Raw genomic sequence first — 17,413 nt, 5'->3', positions numbered from 1 at the left:
AAAAATGGTCTTGAATTTTCTAAAGAACTAAAAGCCATCAGAAAAATGTTTAAAAGTAAAATAAATTATTGAAAAATTGATACAGTTATGAAAACATTAGTAGTAGGAGCATCGAGCAACCCCGGAAGATATTCATTTAAAGCCACCCAAATGTTATTGGCGAACGGTCATGAAGTAGAATTATTGGGAAAGGAGAAGGGGCAGATTGCTGGACACACCATAAAAACGGATCAGTTACCTCTTGAAGATATTGATACCATCACGATGTATGTAGCACCCAGAAATCAGCCAAATTTATATGATTATTTATTAGGGTTAAAACCAAGAAGAATTATTTTTAATCCAGGTACAGAAAATGATGCCTTTGAAGAAATGGCTCAGAAACAGGGAGTAATTGTAGAAGAGGCCTGTACATTAGTATTATTATCTATTAAGCAGTATTGATCATAAACAAAAAAGCTCAGAGAATCTCTCTGAGCTTTTTTGTTTATGATATCTTTCAAGTATTAGTTGAAGATATAACGGATACCCAACTGCATTTGCCAAACGTTATCAACTGTGATACTTTTTACAAATGAATCACGTAATAAGATTGTTTGGTTGTTGCCATCAGCATCTTGAATAACTTGTGTTCCGATTCTATATGTTGGTACACCAGTAGAACTGATAGTTACGTTCAATGGGTTACTGCTTGTTGAAACATTACCTACACCCCAAGCATTGTTTAATAAGTTACCAATGTTTAAGATATCAGCACGTAAACGGATAGTGTTTTTCTTTCCTTTAGCAGATGTTTTAACATAGAAATCCTGTTCAACTGTGAAGTCAAAACGTGTTAACCATGGAGAATAACCACCGTTACGTTCTGCATATTGTCCACGACGAGTTTTCAAGTATGGGTTACCTTCGATATAAGCATCAAACGCTGTAGCTTGTTCAGCAGCAGTATATGTTTTAGCTGTTGCACCAGTACCCACTGTTAATGGAATAAAGCTTAAATCAGAAGCTTTGTTAGGAACATAGATTAAGTCGTTGATTTGACCATCTCCGTTGAAATCACTACCGAATGTATATGATTGTTTGAAACCACTGTTAGAAACAGCACCTAACGTAAACATTGTTGATCCACCAAATTCACCACCATAGTTGATACGGTAATTTACATAACCTACAAAACGGTGACGTAAGTCGTTATCTGAATAAGAAGCTGTCAAATAATTTTGTCCGTCTACTGTAGGAATGTTTGCTTGTACTGTACTACCTACCGATTGGATATCTTTAGCAACAGCATACGTATAACCTAACATACCACCTAAACCATTAACAGTTGGTTTTTCAATTTTAGCAGTGAATGAATAAGATTCACCTTTGTTAGTATTTGTTAATACGAATACGTTTGTAGTAGCAGCGTTATAATAACGAGCAGTGTTTACTGCTGTACCAGAAAGACCAGAAGCAGGGAAACGGCCACGAGCATCAGCACCGTCAAATTTAGCAGAAGCACCTTTTAAGTTAGCATCGATATAACGTAAAGCATTGATGTTTTTGTTATAAAGAGCTTCTAAAGTACCGATTAAACCAAATGGCAATTTATAATCAATTGCAAGGTTTGATTTCCAAATCATTGGGTTTTTCAAATCTTCTGTTGAAGCGTTTACAACGTAAGCAGGCAATTTAGTGATGTCTGTTGTAGCTGGCTTGTAAACTGTAGGATTCAATGTAAATGGATAAGCTGTTGTAGCAGTTTGGTTAATTACAGCAGTATTCACACCGTTGTTACCCAATTGGTTTGATACCAATACTTGAGGAATACGAGATACGAAAATACCAGTACCACCTCTTACTTGAACAGATCTATCTCCTTTAACATCATAATTGAAACCAATTCTTGGAGAAACTAATACTTTAGCAGTTGGGAAAGCACCAGTGTTTACTCTTAAATTATTATTATTTTCGTCTTTGTAAGTCAAAGCACCAACAACTGGGTTATAGAATGCCTCAGATGTTGAGTTATCATAACTAAAGATATCAAAACGAAGACCACCAGTAACTTTTAATTTATCGTTCACTTGGAATTCATCTTGGATATAAGCAGCGTAGTTAGAAACTTTCAATGTTTGAAGAGGTTCTACTCCGTCAGGTAATAATGAATAACGATAGTTGAAACGGTTGATTGTAACTGGAGAAACCGTTAAAGCAGGGTTAGCTTTGTAAGCTAAAGCGGCAGTTTTGAAATCAGCAATTGAGTTGAATACCCAAACACCGTTTGAAGAAGGGAAGAATACGTTATTAGAAGTAAAGTATTCGTAGCTTAGACCTAATGTGAATGTGTGTGCACCTGCGAAGTAACTTAAATTATCCGTGAAGTTTAACGTTGAATAATTCAATTTGTTATTTGGCGTAAATGGATCCATACCCATTGTAGTATAAGTAGAACCATCTTTCAAAATATCAACTGTTGGGAAAAGAGATACTTGAGCTCTGTCTTCAATTTGTTTGTTGTATGTAGCGATGAAGCTATTGGCAAACTTACTGTTGAATGTTGAACTTAATTCAGCAACGATTGAACGAGTGTTATCTTGAATTTTATATCCTGAATTTTGTGGAGACAAAGCCAAAGAAGAGTTTGTACGGTTACCATTACCAGCAGTACTACTACTGTTACTGTTACTGATGATTGAACCAGTTTCAGAATCGTGGTGAGAATAACGAACACTTAATTTATGGTTGTTATTAATGTTATAATCTAAACGTAACAAACCTTTTTTACTGTTTACTTCATTGTTGAAACCATCAATTGCACCAATTTCATAACCGAAGTTAGTTCTCATGAAATTTCCTAAATCTTCAATATCTGAAGCTAATACACGAGATACGTTACCTCCTGTAGCACCTGGACGGTTAGCTACCCAGTCTAAAGCAGGGTTTGAGCTTTTAAATTGCTCGTAGTTAGCAAAGAAAAATAATTTATCTTTGATGATTGGACCACCAACACGGAAACCATACGTTTTTTCATCGATGTTAACAGTTGATAATTTTCTTCCATCAGCTTTCTTTCCTACTAAATCACTATTTCTGAAAATGTGATAAGCTGAACCTGTGAATTCGTTTGTACCTGAACGCGTAACGGCGTTGATACCTGCTCCAGCAAAACCAGACTGACGAACGTCAAAAGGTGCAATGTTTACTTGTACCTGTTCGATAGCGTCTAAAGAAACAGCAGTTGTACCAGTACGACCACCCGCTTGTGCAGAACTACCTAAACCAAAACCGTTGTTGAATACAGAACCATCAATCGTAAAGTTATTGAAACGGCTATCTTGACCAGCGAAAGAACGACCATTGCTATAAGCGTTGTACTTAGTAATATCACTGATAGTACGGCCGATAGTTGGAAGGCTGTTGATAGTGTTTGTTCCAAATGAAGCTGCCGCACCTGTACGGTTTGAAGACATGATATCAGAACGACTACCAGTTACCTTTACTTCATTAAGTACATTTTCTGTTTCAGCTAATTTGAAATTTACATTTGATGCAGCTCCTAAGTTAGCGCTAACGTCTTCTTGGATTTGGTCTTTAAAACCAACAAAAGAAGCTTTAACTGTGTAAGGACCACCCACACGAACGGCTGGCAAGGTATAACGACCAGCAGCATTTGTGATTACTCCGTAGCGAGTACCAGAAGGAGTATGGACAGCAATTACTGTAGCTCCTGGAAGCCCAGAACCTTTGTCATCCGTAACGATACCCGTAATTTGTGAGCTTGTTACTTGACCAAAAGTATTTCCTGAAAAAAAAGCAGTAAAAATCAGTAAGAAACCGAAAACTACCTTTGTTGTAAAGAATTTTTTCATGTTGAAAATTTGGAATTTAGTTAGAATTTGAATTGGTGAATTTGAATGCAAAATAACAACTTTTTTTTAGTATGAACAATATACTACTATTAAGAAACTGTAAACAAGATTGCCCTAATTGCTTGATTTATAGATATAGTGCAATTAAATATTTGAAAAGTTTATTTGTGTTTTATTTTATTTATGATATTGTTTTAAATACAATACAAGTGAGAGAAAACTCTATTAGTTTAGTATTTTTTTAAGATTATACAATATAAGTAATATTATTATTTATATGTTAAATGTTGTTTTTGGAGACCCTCTAAAAGGATATTAGATGGATAAATTTGCCCTAAAATGACTTTGAGAGCGATTTGTAATATTGGAAAAGAAAGAGGAACTTTGAAAAAGCAATTTATCAATACTTTATTTGAGATAACTAAAATTATCAAAAAAATGTTTTAGTCTCAAATAATATAGAAATTATAATTATCAGAAACTATAAAATTAATTACCAAATTTAAAGGTTTAGCTATATTAAGTGTAATAAATAATACTTTTAGAAATTTTGGGAAATTAAACAATTTAAATGAAATTATTTTTTAGAAAATCAGGAGATAGCCCTACAACAATCATCATTTTACATGGTATTTTTGGTTCGTCTGATAATTGGCTTACCATAGGAAAGGTACTCGGAGAGCATTTTACTGTATACATGCTTGACCAACGAAATCATGGTCAGTCGCCTAGAAGTGAGGAGTTCAATTATAAAGTAATGGCTGATGATTTAAAAGAATTTATAGACGAAAACAGCATCGAAAACCCCATTTTAATCGGGCATTCGATGGGAGGGAAGACCGTCATGCAGTTTGCCATGAATTATCCTGAGGCATTTGCTAAGATGGTGGTGGTAGATATTGCTCCTAAATTTTACCCTGTACACCATTCTATGATTTTACAAGGGTTGGCTGCCGTAGATTTGAAAACGCTTAAAAGTAGAACGGAAGCCAACGAAACTCTAAAACGCTTTGAAGAAAGCGAAGGAGTACGTCAGTTTTTATTGAAAAATCTTTGGAGAAATCCTGAAAAAAATAATGAATTTGACTGGCGTATTAATGTGCTTGTGATTGCCAAAAATATTGATGTAGTAGGGCATGAGCTTGAAAATGAACACACTGTACAACAGCCAGTATTATTTTTGCGTGGTGCGGAATCTCATTATATTCAGCCTGAGGATGAGCGTAAAATCTGGGAATTGTTCCCAAATTATGAAATACAAAGCATTGAAGGAGCAGGGCATTGGGTACAAGCCGATAAGCCACAGGAATTTATTGAAATCGTTTCTCGATTTGTAAATTCATAATTTATAACATACAAATCGTACTTAAAATGCTTTTTTTAATTCCTTCAATACTTGCGCCTGATACGTCTGAATCTGTGCTTTCGCCTCAAATAAAGGAGGTAATCAAAGAGACAGATTATTATTTTGTTGAAAATATTCGTACAACTCGCCGTTTTATCAGTGAGTTGAAAGTAGGGAAAGTAATTGACCAGCTTCATTTTTTTGAATTAGACAAGGATACGCCGCTTGCTAAAATAAAGCAATATTTTAAAGCAATTCCAGCGGGTAAATCTATTGGGGTTGTTTCAGAAGCTGGTTGTCCAGGAGTGGCCGACCCTGGTGCTTTGGCTGTACAAATAGCCCATCAGTTAGGCATGAAAGTGGTACCCTTAGTGGGGCCTTCGTCTATTTTATTGGGACTGATGGCCTCTGGTTTTTCAGGACAATCGTTTGTTTTTCATGGCTACTTGCCCATTGATAAGGTAGAAAGAAGTAAAAAAATAAAAGTATTGGAGAACGACTCTAAGAAAGGACAAACTCAGATTTTTATGGAAACGCCCTTTCGGAATAATCAACTTTTGGATGACTTGCTAAGTAGTCTGGCCCCAAATACATTCTTATGTATTGCCTGTAATGTAACTGGTTCTGATGAGTTTATTCACACAAAATCAATTGCTGACTGGAAAAAACAGAAACCTGATTTGCACAAAAAACCGACGATGTTTTTATTGTCAATTTAAAAATTCGAGTATTTATCTTCATCTTTGTGCACTCTTTAACTTTACTAATTACAATATAAAATGATTCAGGTACAGACATTCAGATTTAACCCTTTTGGCGAAAATACTTATGTTCTTTTTGACGAAAGCAAAGAATGTGTCATTATTGACCCAGGCTGTCATGTGTATGAAGAACGCAGTGCTTTAAAGAACTATATCGAAGACCAAGGTTTAAAGGTGGTTCATTTGCTCAATACGCATGCTCATATTGACCATGTACTTGGCAATGAGTTTATCAAAAGAACCTATGGCGTGAAATTGCATTTGCATAAAGAAGATTTACCTGTCTTATCAAATGTTGAAAGTAGAGCTGAATATTATGGCTTTCCAAACTATGAGGCTTCCACGGTAGATGTTTTTATTGAAGAAGGAGATATCATTACTTTCGGAAAGTCTACGTTAGAAGTAATTTTTGTGCCGGGGCATGCTCCTGGTCATGTAGCCTTTTTAAATAAAGCCCAGAAGATTTGTGTAAGTGGAGATGTGCTATTCAAAGGAAGCATCGGCAGAACCGACTTCCCTTTATCTAGTTTTGAAGCGTTAGAAAAAAGTATTAGAATCAAACTTTACACCCTTGATGATGATATGGTTATTTACCCAGGACATGGAGAGACCACCACTATTGGATACGAAAAAGTAAATAATCCATTTATCAAACTGTAAAAACCACTTCTCATTCGAATAACTAATGATTGAAATTAAAAAACACATTCCTAACACACTAACTTGTGCCAATTTACTCTGCGGATGCTTTGGCATTTTAAATGTTTTTGACGGTAATTTAGAAATAGCTTCTTATTTAATGTGTATCGCATTGGTGTGCGATTGGTTCGATGGTTTTGTCGCTAGATTATTACACGTAACTTCACCTATCGGAAAAGAATTAGATTCTCTAGCAGATATGGTTAGTTTCGGTGCCTTGCCTGCATTTATCATGCTACATTTGATAGAGGGTAGTTGCGATGGATTCTGTACTACGGGGCTTTTTGGTTTTCATAAACCTTATATAGCATTGTCACTGGCTGTATTCTCGGCTTTGCGTTTGGCTAGATTTAATGTTGATACTCGTCAAAGTGATTCTTTTATTGGCGTACCCACGCCTGCAAATGGATTGGTAGTAGCAGCTTTACCATTAATCGCCATCTATCAGCCCGAATACAAATCGATTTTTATCAATTATAATGTTTTGATTATCTATTCAATCGTGATGTCTTATCTATTGGTTGCTGAATTACCATTGTTTGCCTTGAAATTCAAGGATTTTGGATGGAAATCAAATCAAATCAAATATATCTTTTTGATTCTCTCCATCTTACTAATCATCTTACTGAAGTTTGTAGCAGTTCCTATCATTATTTTAATGTATATCGCGCTGTCTATTATTCAGAATATGGTTCAGAAGAAAGAAAGTTGATAATATAGCTTACACAAAAACTGGCTTCCTAATCCGCATATTTGCTTGTTAGGAAGCCAGTTTTTTATAAACTACCAAATAAGCAACCAGAAGTCTATTTCTTAATAAACTTCTGGTTAAATTGTTTTTGTCCCTGCGTCACATTCAACAAATAAATACCCTGTTGAAACTTATGCACATCTATTGTATAAGGCTTACTTGCATCTTTTTGCTCACTTTCAAAAATCGTTCTTCCCATCAAATCATGAATCTTGAATACTAGATTTTCCCTTTGATTTCCGTTCACTTCAATATTGATGATTTCTTCACTTGGGTTAGGATATATTTTTATATCCGCGTCCAATTCTTGTTCACTTGCCAACACTCTTTCTTGTTCTAACTTCCAAGGAACCAAATTTGCTTCTGGTTGAGGAAAGGCAGTAGTGCTCAATACATGAAATTGACCAGGAGCAAACGGGTATTTTGCTTTTAAGTCGCTTACATTAATTTCAGCATTGCTAAAGAAGTCATACCATTTGCCTGTATTTGGGAAAATATCCGTAATTGTTTTCTGTTCTAAATCAAAATTGCCCACAATTATTACTTGCTGAGTAGTTGAATTTAAGATAATTTTTTTTACCGTATTACCCAAATCCGTTTGTGTATCTGTACTTTTAAATATTGCTTGAGTGGTCTTTAATTTAATTAGTTCAGAAAACACTTTGTAAAGTTTTAACCTATCGGCATCATCCTTATATTCCCAGTGAATAGGCTTTTTGCCTGTTCTACCATTTTGGTCGATTGAAACATCGTAGCCTAATTCCCCAAATTGCCAAATCATTTTTGGCCCTGGTATCGCAAAAAACATGGCCGCTGCAGCTTTCGTTCTTTCCATCACAGTAGCCACACTAAAGATTGCTTTGCTGTTTTTCAAAGCATCATAAGCCACTCTTTCTTCATCGTGACTTTCCATATAACCAATAGCCCCAGGATTTTTGAAGCCATGAGCTTTGTATGAAAGTCGGGTGAAATCACTAGCATTACCTTTTACAGCATTTCTAAAATCGCCATTCAAGTTTGTCCAAACCATCATCCCCAAATCGGTAAAGGTTTGTTCTTCTTTGTCTTCCGAAAATAATTCTAAAATGAAATAGGCATCTTTGTCAAAACTTCTGATATTATCATAATACCCCTTGATAATATCAACCCTACTTTGGTCATAAACCCTGAACTGACTATCATTTGAAGAGCTTTTTTGAGTAAAGCCTTTGGCTAAGTCAACCCTATATCCATCAATTTTATATTCTTTCAACCAAAACTCATTGGCACGATTCACATAATCTTTGGTATTGTTGCTTTCATGATTAAAATCAAAAAACACGCTGAATGGGTGCGTAGCTTGCTGATTGAAAAAAGGCGAATCCGTTGATGGTTGTGTACCATCCCAATACATTTTTACATAAGGAAATTCATAATCAGCCTGATTGAACACAATATCAAGCACGACGGCAATGCCATTTTCGTGACAAGTATCAATGAATTTTTTTAAATCCTCTTTAGTACCGTATGCTTTGTCAGGGGCAAAGTAATAAATTGGATTATAGCCCCAAGAGTCATTCCCCGAGAACTCATTCACAGGCATTAATTCAATACAATTGATGCCTAATGTTTTAAGATAAGGAATTCTATTAATAGCATTTTTGTAGGAACCATCTACATCAAAATCACGAATATGTAATTCGTATACGATTAGATTATCCTGTGAAGGACGTTTGAAGGTAGTAGTTTTCCACGGATATACACTTTGCCCAGTCTGAAAAACAGAGGCGATGCTTTTTACAGCATCAGGAAGTTTTTTCAGATTAGGATAAGTAGTACTTGAAATATATTGGTCGTTGTTTGGGTCAAGTATTTTTTCAGCATAAGGGTCCCCCACTGCTAGTGTACCGTTTACCAAATACTGAAAAGCATATTCTTCACCTTTGTTTAAACCTTCAACTTCTAGCCAATAAGTATTCCCATCGGGAGTACGTTTCATTAGGTATTTAGCATCAGTTTTCCATTGGTTAAAATCACCGATGAGATAAACAAAATCTTTTTTAGGCGCAAAAAGTACTAACGCAACCTTTGTATCGGAAATATAATTAATACCATTTTTAAACCCTGAAGGTAGGATTTCAGTCTTAGGCGTTGGTTTTACTATAATGGTAAATTCAGTGGTTGAAGTTTCACTTGTAGTAGTAGCTGTAAATTTTACTGTTTGACTTTCGCCAGAAACATTACCAACATTAAGCGAATACGTTAAAGAATCTTTGTCAATCATTGTTAAAACATTCGTATTATTAATACTTAAATTCAAAGTGGCTTTTTTAGAGGCTACCGCTAAAATTGGAATAGTGCTTCCAGCAGTAGCAAAAAATGATTTTTCTTGGGGTTTAATAAAAGCTACATTTAGCTTTGTATCGTACATCGTTACGATTAAATCTTCTGTTTGAGCTTTACCATCACCACTTTTTAAAAGTACTCCTAAGCGTTTGATGGTTAAAGCAGTGGGTACAGCAAAATAATCTCTAGGTTTTAGTTTGATACTCCACACATCATTTCCTAGTGATGTCATTTTGCCCTTTTCAAAAGGAAGTGCAAAATTGGTTTGTCCACTGGGTTGATACTGGAAGGCATCGCCCGTATCGGTTGTACCTGCACCCGACCATAAATAAACGTCGGATGTTTTTCCTAATAATGCTTTTGCACGTGAATCTTTAGCTAGTTTGAGGTCGAAGATGAGTGTAACGTCTTGGTCTCCATTAGGTAATGCTGGCGTTGTGGTGACGACCTGTGCCAACGAGCAAAGGTTAGTCACCCAGCATAAGGTGAATAGTAAAATTATTTTTTTCATGATATTTACAAAAGATTGGTTAATGGAAATGCTAAGGTAATAGAAATAGATGAGTAGTCGGGAAGAGTGCTATACAGGTATATTGTAGAAATATTTTTTTGATAAATAGTATTATGTTGCGAAGGTCAGCAAGGGAATGTGCTATTGTATAAGCTTTTAGCTTCTGATTCTATCAAAAAAGCGTTTTGTAGAATCAGAAACTAGGTAAATGCTGGTACGAAATTTTAGTCAATTACAAAGAAAGGTTTAAGGGCATCATAAACACGATGGACAGGTAAGCCCATTACGGTAAAATATGAGCCTTCCATGCGCGGAATACCAACCATACCAATAAAATCTTGAACACCATAGGCACCTGCTTTATCGAAAGGCTTACAGGTTTTAATGTAATATTCAATTTCTTGGTTCGTTAACTCACGGAAGAAAACATTAGCAACATCAATGAAATTTTGTGTACTTTCCTTTGTCATTACACAAACGCCAGTGATTACTTGGTGCTGTCGGCCAGATAATTTTTTAAGCATCAAGCTTGCTTCGGTAGCATCTTGGGGTTTATTTAGGATTTCATCATCCACAACAACGATAGTATCGGCTGTAAGGATAATCTGATTATCGAGTTCTTGTCTGAAAGCCTCCGCTTTTTTTAATGCTAAAAAAGCAGGAACTTCAGTAGGAGGCATGGTAGCTGGGAAATCCTCGTTGGTATCTTTTACCCTTACTGTAAACTCAAAACCAGCGTCACGTAATAATTGTTGGCGACGTGGCGAGTTTGATGCCAGCATAAGTGGTTTAGTTAATTGAAGCATTTTTTCTTTTGGGAAATTAAAAAGTAATGAATAAAGCTCGACAAATTTACTTAAATTCAGTGAATCAATTCATGAAGTTTCTTTTCTTCATGATGCTTTTGCTTTTTATTACTCCCATCAATCTAATTGCACAAAACCTAGACTCACTTCTGAAACAAGCTCCTCCAGAGATACCCGTACCCGCTAAAATAATACCAGTTTCTGTCAGTATGAAGTCTGCTAAGGATAGCATCACGTATGCCAATCTGAAAAAAAGATTTTCAAAAAATAAAATACTCAGAGAAATTCACGGGTTTTTGTTTAGAGATGTTTATAATGTAAACAACCAAGGGCAAGAAGTAGTAAAAATTGACGAAGACCCTTATACACAATATGAAGGAAGGGTAATTCGCAAAATATATGTGAAGCGTTTGAAAGTTTTTGGAGAAAGTATCGCCGATACTGCCAGAAAAGCCCAAGGCTTAGATAAATTTCTGAGTTCATTACATGTCAACACGCAGGAGAGTGTCATCAGGAAATCGTTTTTGATGTTTAATGTGGGCGATATTATTGATGCAGATAGACTACGAGACAACGAAAGGGTGATGCGTCAAAGTGCTATTTTGCATGATGCCAGAATATTGATTATTCCTGACCCAGAGTTTCCTAATTTAGTAGATTTACTGGTGCTTACCCAAGATGTTTGGTCATTTTTGGCTGACGGAGAGATAAATGGTTTTCAAAATTATACACTCAGGGTACGTCAGGTTAATTTTAGAGGAATAGGGCATTCATGGAGCAATACATTTTTTTTGAATACCCAGCGGCGTCCTGCTTTGGAATATGCCAGCATTTATACTATTCCATATATTGGTCGTTCGTTTATTACTGGTCAGGCCGAACTCGAGCTCAAAAGAGATGTTGCTCACTATGCCCTTCGATTCTACCGTCCTTTTCTTACTCCAGAAATGAAAGTAGCTGGTGGTTTTGTAGTAAGTAAAGACGATAATGATTTGACCACCTTCAGAGGGTATGATGGCACAACTTATCTACTTAACGATACCACCTATTACACTTTTCCGATACAAAAGAATTTTGTAGATTTTTGGCTAGCCAGGGCCTTCAAAGTTAATTTTTTGAACAAAGGGAAAGACAATCGTTCTAGGTTTGTAGTCGGACTTCGATTTAGTGATGTCAGGTTTGATAAACGCCCCATAGTAACTGCTGATACCAATCAGTTATTTAGAAACCATACTGATTATTTAATTGGCATAGGTTTTTCAAACAGAAAATATAAAAGAGATATTTTGATTTATGGTTTTGGATTAACAGAAGACGTCCCTTATGGATCCTTAGCCACTTTTGTAACTGGCTTAGAAAATTCAGACGCATACGGGAGTAGGATGTATGCGGGATTGAAATTAGCCAAGGGAGAGTACATTGGTAAGGCGGGTTATCTTTATGGATTAGTGAATTTTGGGGGATATTCTAATGGCACAACAGGTTTGAGTATAGAATCTAACTATTTTAGTACCCTTCATGCCTTTAGAAGACGCACTCAGATTAGGCATTTTGTCAACATAAAATATGCCTTTGGTACAGACCGCTATACAGGTGAGTTCGTCAATATTAACCGCGAAAATGGTATTTTGGATGTAAATAGTGATAAGCTGTGGGGAACAAAAAAACTGGGTATAGGTTATCAAATAGTATTTTTTTCAAGGCTAAACTTTGTTGGATTTAGGATTGCTCCTTTTTTCCAAACAGATTTTGCTTTTATTAATCCTAAAAACCAGTTTTTGCTTAACAAAACGCCTTATACCAGTATTGGCATTGGTATACGATTAAGGAATGAAAATCTAACATTTAATACGTTCCAAATAAAGTTTTCATACTTCCCCAATTTGCCGAATGTTAATTTATTAGATGCGTCGTTTAATACGACTTATAACCTCAGATTGAAAGATTTTGATATTTCTGCACCCGAGATAGTTCCATTTAAATAATAAAAATGACCGTTAACTAACTTTTAACGTATTGTTGAAACAATATCAAGTTAGCTTACGTTTTTTTAAACAATGAAAAAATATCCTATAAATTAAAATAATACATTTGCCTATGTCCATTGAAAAAGACATTAAACAGAAGTCATTTAAGAATGTTTATGAAAAAGTTGCTGTGAATTTGATGTACACAGATAGTTGGTTGCTTAATCACTATTCACAACTTTTAAAGTCATATAATTTATCAGACAAACAATATTTTGTGTTAAAAATCCTTCTTGAAAGTTCGCCAAATCCTGTTTCAGTAAATTTTATCATCGAGCGAATGCTAAATAAAATGTCGAACGGTTCTCGTTTGGTAGATAAATTAATTGAAAAAGGATTGGTTTTAAAAGTACGTTCTAAAACGGATAAGCGGTCGATGGATGTAGCGATTACGGATAAAGGCTTATTATTGATAGACGAATTAGACCAAAAGGTGGCTGAATGGGAGGGGAATTATTCCAGACTAAGCAAAGATGAGATTAATAATCTACACGATTTACTTAATAAAATGAGAAAATCGGCGTAATAGTATTTTTTAATTGGTTGAAATTCAGCAATTTAAATATATTAACAAAAAATTAACAAATAAATGTATTAACATTAAATGTTTTTACATTAAATTTGTAGCGTATTAAAATTATGAGCATCGAAAAAGACATAAAACAAGCAAGCTTTAAATCAGCCCATGCCAAAGCAATGGTCAATATTGTTTATACGAACAATTGGCTGTCAACGCTGCAAATGGAAGTTTTTAAACCTTATGATTTAACACTTCAGCAGTATAATGTGCTTAGAATTTTGAGAGGGCACTATCCAGAGCCTATCACCGTAATAGGCATTATAGAAAGAATGCTTGATAAGATGTCTAATGCTTCTAGGTTAGTTGATAAGCTTTTATTAAAAGAGATGGTAATAAGGCGTGAATGCCCGAATGACCGTCGTGCGGTTGATATTCTTATCACTCAAAAAGGTTTAGACCTATTGGCAGAATTAGATATTTTGCAAAAACAATGGGAGCAACAAATGTATGGTTTAACCGAAAGCGAAGCCCTACAATTAAGCGATTTATTAGATAAATTAAGACAATCGCCACCAGAATCAGAACAATAAAAAAGTAATAAATAATAATTAAATAAAAATCAAAGTAATGAAATCTATCAAATCTATTCTTAGCATTTTCGCAGCAGCTTTATTAGTAAATGTAGCAGTTGCAGGTACTCCAAACAACGGTAAAAAAGAAACAGCTTTACCAGTAGACACTAAAGCTAGCAAAATTCACTGGTTAGCTAAAAAAGTAACAGGTCAGCACGAAGGAACTGTAGGTATCTCTTCAGGTTCATTATTAACTTCAGGTGCTAAAGTAACTGGTGGTACTTTTGTAATCGATATGAAATCTATCGTATGTACTGATATTACAGATGCTGAATACAACAAAAAATTCATTGGTCACATTACAACAGGTGATTTCTTCGAAGTAGAAAAATTCCCAACATCTACTTTCAAAATCACTAAAGTTGCTGGTGCGAATATCACAGGTGATTTAACTTTACACGGTGTAACAAAATCTATCACTTTCCCTGCAAAAATTACTTCTGCTGGTGGAAAAGTTACTGCAACGGCTTCTATTCCAGTTGACAGAACAGATTTCAACGTGAAATATGGTTCTAAAAAATTCTTTGAATCAATCGGTGACAAAGCTATCGACGATGTATTCAACTTAGATGTTACTTTAGTAGCTGGAAAATAATCTTTCCAAGCCTTTTACTAAAGGACTATTAAAAGCTTCCCAAGTATTCTATTCAAGAATGCTTGGGAAGCTTTTTTTATTTATCATGCTAAATTAAAATGGTATGCTTGCATAATAATATTATTTAATTCATATTGCATTATATTTTATCTTGAAATTGTATAAAATCTATTGTTATGAATTTTAATGAACCAATGCTAAGGGATGGAGCCCTGAGAGGAAAAACGATTATTGTAACAGGAGGAGGAACAGGGCTAGGACGGTCGATGTCGAAATATTTTTTAGAACTTGGCGCCAATGTGGTGATTGCTTCACGCAAGAAAGCAGTATTGGATGAAACCGCAGCAGAACTAATAGCTGAAACAGGAGGCAAAGTATTAGCCATAGCCTGTGATGCGCGCAATTATGAAGAAGTAGAAAATGTACTGAAAACCTCAGTAGAATACTTTGGTGCAGTACATGGCTTGGTGAATAATGCTGCTGGCAATTTTATTAGCCCTACTGAAAAGCTATCACATAAAGCATTTGATATTGTTGTGGATATTGTATTGAAAGGTTCTTATAATTTTAGTTTAGCTGTCGGCAAATATTGGATAGAACAAAAAATAAAAGGAACAGTAATGTCTATTGTGACTACTTATGCTTGGACGGGCTCAGCTTACGTAGTGCCATCGGCAACAGCAAAAGCAGGCGTTTTGGCATTAACACGTTCTTTGGCAGTAGAGTGGGGGGCAAAGTATGGTATTCGTTTTAATGCTATTGCTCCAGGACCATTTCCAACACAAGGGGCATGGGAACGACTTTTCCCTGCCGAAGCCATGGGAGAAGAATTGGCAAGCAAGTTAGCACCCGAAAATAGGATTCCATTAAAAAGAGTAGGAGAACACCAAGAGCTAGCTAATTTGGCTGCCTATTTAATGTCAGAATTTTCGGCCTATATTAATGGCGAAGTAATCACGATAGATGGCGGAGAATGGTTAATGGGAGCAGGGGAATTTTCAGATTTAAACGAAGTGTCTGAGGAAAAATGGGTAGCTATTGCTCAGGCAGTTCGAGGGAAAAAGTAATAGTGGGTATGAGTTGAAAGTTTATGAGTTGAAGGTTTATGAGTTAAAACTGTATTTGTTTCCGTGGCTGGTCTCCTGACCATTGCTGTTCGGAAGACCAGCCACGGATGTAAAAAATAATAGGGGTTATGAGTTGAAAGTTTATGAGTCAAAAGTGTATTTGTTCTCTCATAAACCTTCAACTCATAAGCTCATAAACTTATTATCTGCGGTTAATTAATTTGATGGCTCTTGCTATTCTTGGTCGGTTGTATCGTTGAAGAAAAATAGGATATATATTCAGTATGATATTTAATATTAGTAGTGACAACGATTTGAGAAACCCAAATTTGAATGCTACGAAAATATTAAATCCTAGTACTATCAACATAATAATTGTGTGTCCTAATTCATCTTGTTTTGTTCGATAATGTAGGTTCATTAGCGCTGTTATATTCTTTTCTACTGGTTTGGTTTTTTTGTTCAGCTTTTCCCAACCAATCCCAACTAATAATTTTCTATAAAAATTTACTCCAAGAGACTCATATATTTTCCCTCTCTTTTCCCAAGACTTTTCATTAAAATACGGATAATTTAGTTCGCTTTTCAATGCTTCTGTAAAAGAAAGTACGCATGCCATCAACAAGAAGTTCAGCGCGAACGCGAATGAAAAGCCCTTCATCCCCATATAGTAAACTAAGGCATAGACTAAACCAATTGTAATGATGGCAATAAAAACTAAAATTAAGATTTTCTTCATAGATTAATTTTGTTTGGAGTTTATGAGGTTGTACAATGGTTTTTAACTTGGGGATGCGGTAGATTTTTTAGCGCTAAAGTTCAATAGAATTTCTAATGTTGAACCTTTCAGAAATGTCTCATAGAAGTACTTCTGCCGTATCTTTAATTTAATAATAAATGCAAGCTCTTTATATTAAATATTTTTTAGCTGTTCTTAATTTCAATTTTGTTAGTTTGGCTATTGTATGTCATTGTTACGTGTTTATTACAATTTAAAAAATCGTCACAAGTAAATTCAAGTTTTGAATTATCCCAATTTTTAAACTCAATCATGTCCATTTGAATTAGACTTTTAATAAGTTCTTTATGGTTTATGCTTGTCGTAACTTTTTCAAAATGATAATAGTCTGCAAGTATAAAATCTCCATTTGGTGTAACAGTTAAATTTTGATATTGCGACTGATCTTCTAACTCTGTTAAGTCTCCTGTTTCTCTGTCAAGCTGATATAAATAGTCTGAAGTTAAAACTAAAACAATGTCTCTAACTGTCGAAATAGCAACTTGTTTAGGAAAGCCTCGAAATTGTCCGCACCATTCTGAATAGTTTTCATTAGTGAACTTTATGAAAGTCCAACTTTGAGAATTCCACGAACTTTTATTGTCGTAAATTCTTTCACTGTATTCTCCTGAAGAGGGTAGGCTTATTATTTCTGCTTCAATTATCATTCGAGGTATCAATCTTTAAAATGCCACACAACTCGTAAATATAGACATGTTTGTGTTTTTTTCTTTAATATTAA

The 17,413-nt window shown here is 35.0% G+C and carries 15 protein-coding genes; 10 read left to right on the top strand and 5 right to left on the bottom strand.

What is annotated here, in order from left to right; all coding sequences use genetic code 11:
• The first annotated feature begins 87 nt into the window (after nt 1-87).
• On the top strand, nt 88-444 hold the full coding sequence (locus tag AC07N0_RS12120; protein WP_494589366.1) for a CoA-binding protein: 357 nt from the start codon (nt 88-90) through the stop codon (nt 442-444).
• Between the two features lie 62 nt (nt 445-506).
• Here AC07N0_RS12120 and AC07N0_RS12115 read toward each other — a convergent pair whose 3' ends face one another.
• Entirely contained in the window at nt 507-3,854 is a 3,348-nt protein-coding gene (locus AC07N0_RS12115) for a TonB-dependent receptor (RefSeq protein WP_492799982.1), read from the bottom strand.
• 571 nt (nt 3,855-4,425) lie between these two features.
• Between AC07N0_RS12115 and AC07N0_RS12110 the strand changes: the two genes are divergently transcribed.
• The 4 genes from AC07N0_RS12110 to pssA are packed head-to-tail and all read left to right on the top strand — an operon-like array spanning nt 4,426 to nt 7,371.
• The gene (locus AC07N0_RS12110) at nt 4,426-5,199 is read left to right on the top strand and encodes an alpha/beta fold hydrolase (protein WP_494589365.1); all 774 of its coding nucleotides are present in this window, start codon (nt 4,426-4,428) and stop codon (nt 5,197-5,199) included.
• 26 nt (nt 5,200-5,225) lie between these two features.
• Nucleotides 5,226-5,918, top strand: a complete 693-nt coding sequence (locus tag AC07N0_RS12105) for an SAM-dependent methyltransferase (protein WP_494589364.1) — start codon at nt 5,226-5,228, stop codon at nt 5,916-5,918.
• A 60-nt stretch (nt 5,919-5,978) separates the two neighbouring features.
• Entirely contained in the window at nt 5,979-6,620 is a 642-nt protein-coding gene (locus AC07N0_RS12100; protein WP_494589363.1) for an MBL fold metallo-hydrolase, read from the top strand.
• A gap of 25 nt (nt 6,621-6,645) precedes the next feature.
• The gene (pssA, locus tag AC07N0_RS12095; protein ID WP_494589362.1) at nt 6,646-7,371 is read left to right on the top strand and encodes a CDP-diacylglycerol--serine O-phosphatidyltransferase; all 726 of its coding nucleotides are present in this window, start codon (nt 6,646-6,648) and stop codon (nt 7,369-7,371) included.
• Nucleotides 7,372-7,465: 94 nt separating this feature from the next.
• On the opposite strand, the gene AC07N0_RS12090 is transcribed toward pssA, so the two are convergent.
• Together AC07N0_RS12090 and AC07N0_RS12085 are read right to left on the bottom strand one after the other, a co-directional pair.
• Nucleotides 7,466-10,246 (bottom strand): alpha-amylase family glycosyl hydrolase, encoded by a 2,781-nt coding sequence (locus AC07N0_RS12090; protein ID WP_494589361.1) that lies wholly within the window; start codon nt 10,244-10,246, stop codon nt 7,466-7,468.
• Between the two features lie 224 nt (nt 10,247-10,470).
• Nucleotides 10,471-11,028 (bottom strand): Maf family protein, encoded by a 558-nt coding sequence (locus AC07N0_RS12085; protein WP_494589360.1) that lies wholly within the window; start codon nt 11,026-11,028, stop codon nt 10,471-10,473.
• Nucleotides 11,029-11,123: 95 nt separating this feature from the next.
• Between AC07N0_RS12085 and AC07N0_RS12080 the strand changes: the two genes are divergently transcribed.
• The 5 genes from AC07N0_RS12080 to AC07N0_RS12060 all read left to right on the top strand — a co-directional run bounded on the left by AC07N0_RS12080 (nt 11,124) and on the right by AC07N0_RS12060 (nt 15,893).
• Nucleotides 11,124-13,037, top strand: coding sequence for a hypothetical protein (locus AC07N0_RS12080; protein ID WP_494589359.1), 1,914 nt, complete (start codon nt 11,124-11,126; stop codon nt 13,035-13,037).
• A gap of 112 nt (nt 13,038-13,149) precedes the next feature.
• Complete coding sequence (locus tag AC07N0_RS12075; protein WP_492799975.1) at nt 13,150-13,605, top strand: MarR family winged helix-turn-helix transcriptional regulator; 456 nt, start codon at nt 13,150-13,152, stop codon at nt 13,603-13,605.
• A gap of 113 nt (nt 13,606-13,718) precedes the next feature.
• Entirely contained in the window at nt 13,719-14,189 is a 471-nt protein-coding gene (locus AC07N0_RS12070) for a MarR family winged helix-turn-helix transcriptional regulator (RefSeq protein ID WP_492799974.1), read from the top strand.
• 37 nt (nt 14,190-14,226) lie between these two features.
• Nucleotides 14,227-14,826, top strand: coding sequence for a YceI family protein (locus tag AC07N0_RS12065; RefSeq protein ID WP_494589358.1), 600 nt, complete (start codon nt 14,227-14,229; stop codon nt 14,824-14,826).
• A gap of 176 nt (nt 14,827-15,002) precedes the next feature.
• Nucleotides 15,003-15,893: an SDR family oxidoreductase gene (locus tag AC07N0_RS12060; protein ID WP_494589357.1), complete on the top strand. Its 891-nt coding sequence runs from the start codon at nt 15,003-15,005 to the stop codon at nt 15,891-15,893.
• Nucleotides 15,894-16,095: 202 nt separating this feature from the next.
• Here the strand turns inward: AC07N0_RS12060 and AC07N0_RS12055 are convergent, their stop codons facing one another.
• Together AC07N0_RS12055 and AC07N0_RS12050 are read right to left on the bottom strand one after the other, a co-directional pair.
• On the bottom strand, nt 16,096-16,632 hold the full coding sequence (locus tag AC07N0_RS12055) for a glycosyl-4,4'-diaponeurosporenoate acyltransferase CrtO family protein (protein WP_494589356.1): 537 nt from the start codon (nt 16,630-16,632) through the stop codon (nt 16,096-16,098).
• Between the two features lie 185 nt (nt 16,633-16,817).
• A complete protein-coding gene (locus AC07N0_RS12050) occupies nt 16,818-17,339 on the bottom strand; it encodes a hypothetical protein (RefSeq protein WP_494589355.1) in 522 nt (173 codons plus the stop codon).
• Nucleotides 17,340-17,413: the final 74 nt, after the last annotated feature.

The sequence above is a fragment of the Arcicella sp. GW821-FHT09D11 genome (genome assembly GCF_059416265.1).
Note: the sequence above shows the minus strand (reverse complement) of the source record. Positions and strands in the feature narration are given on the sequence as shown.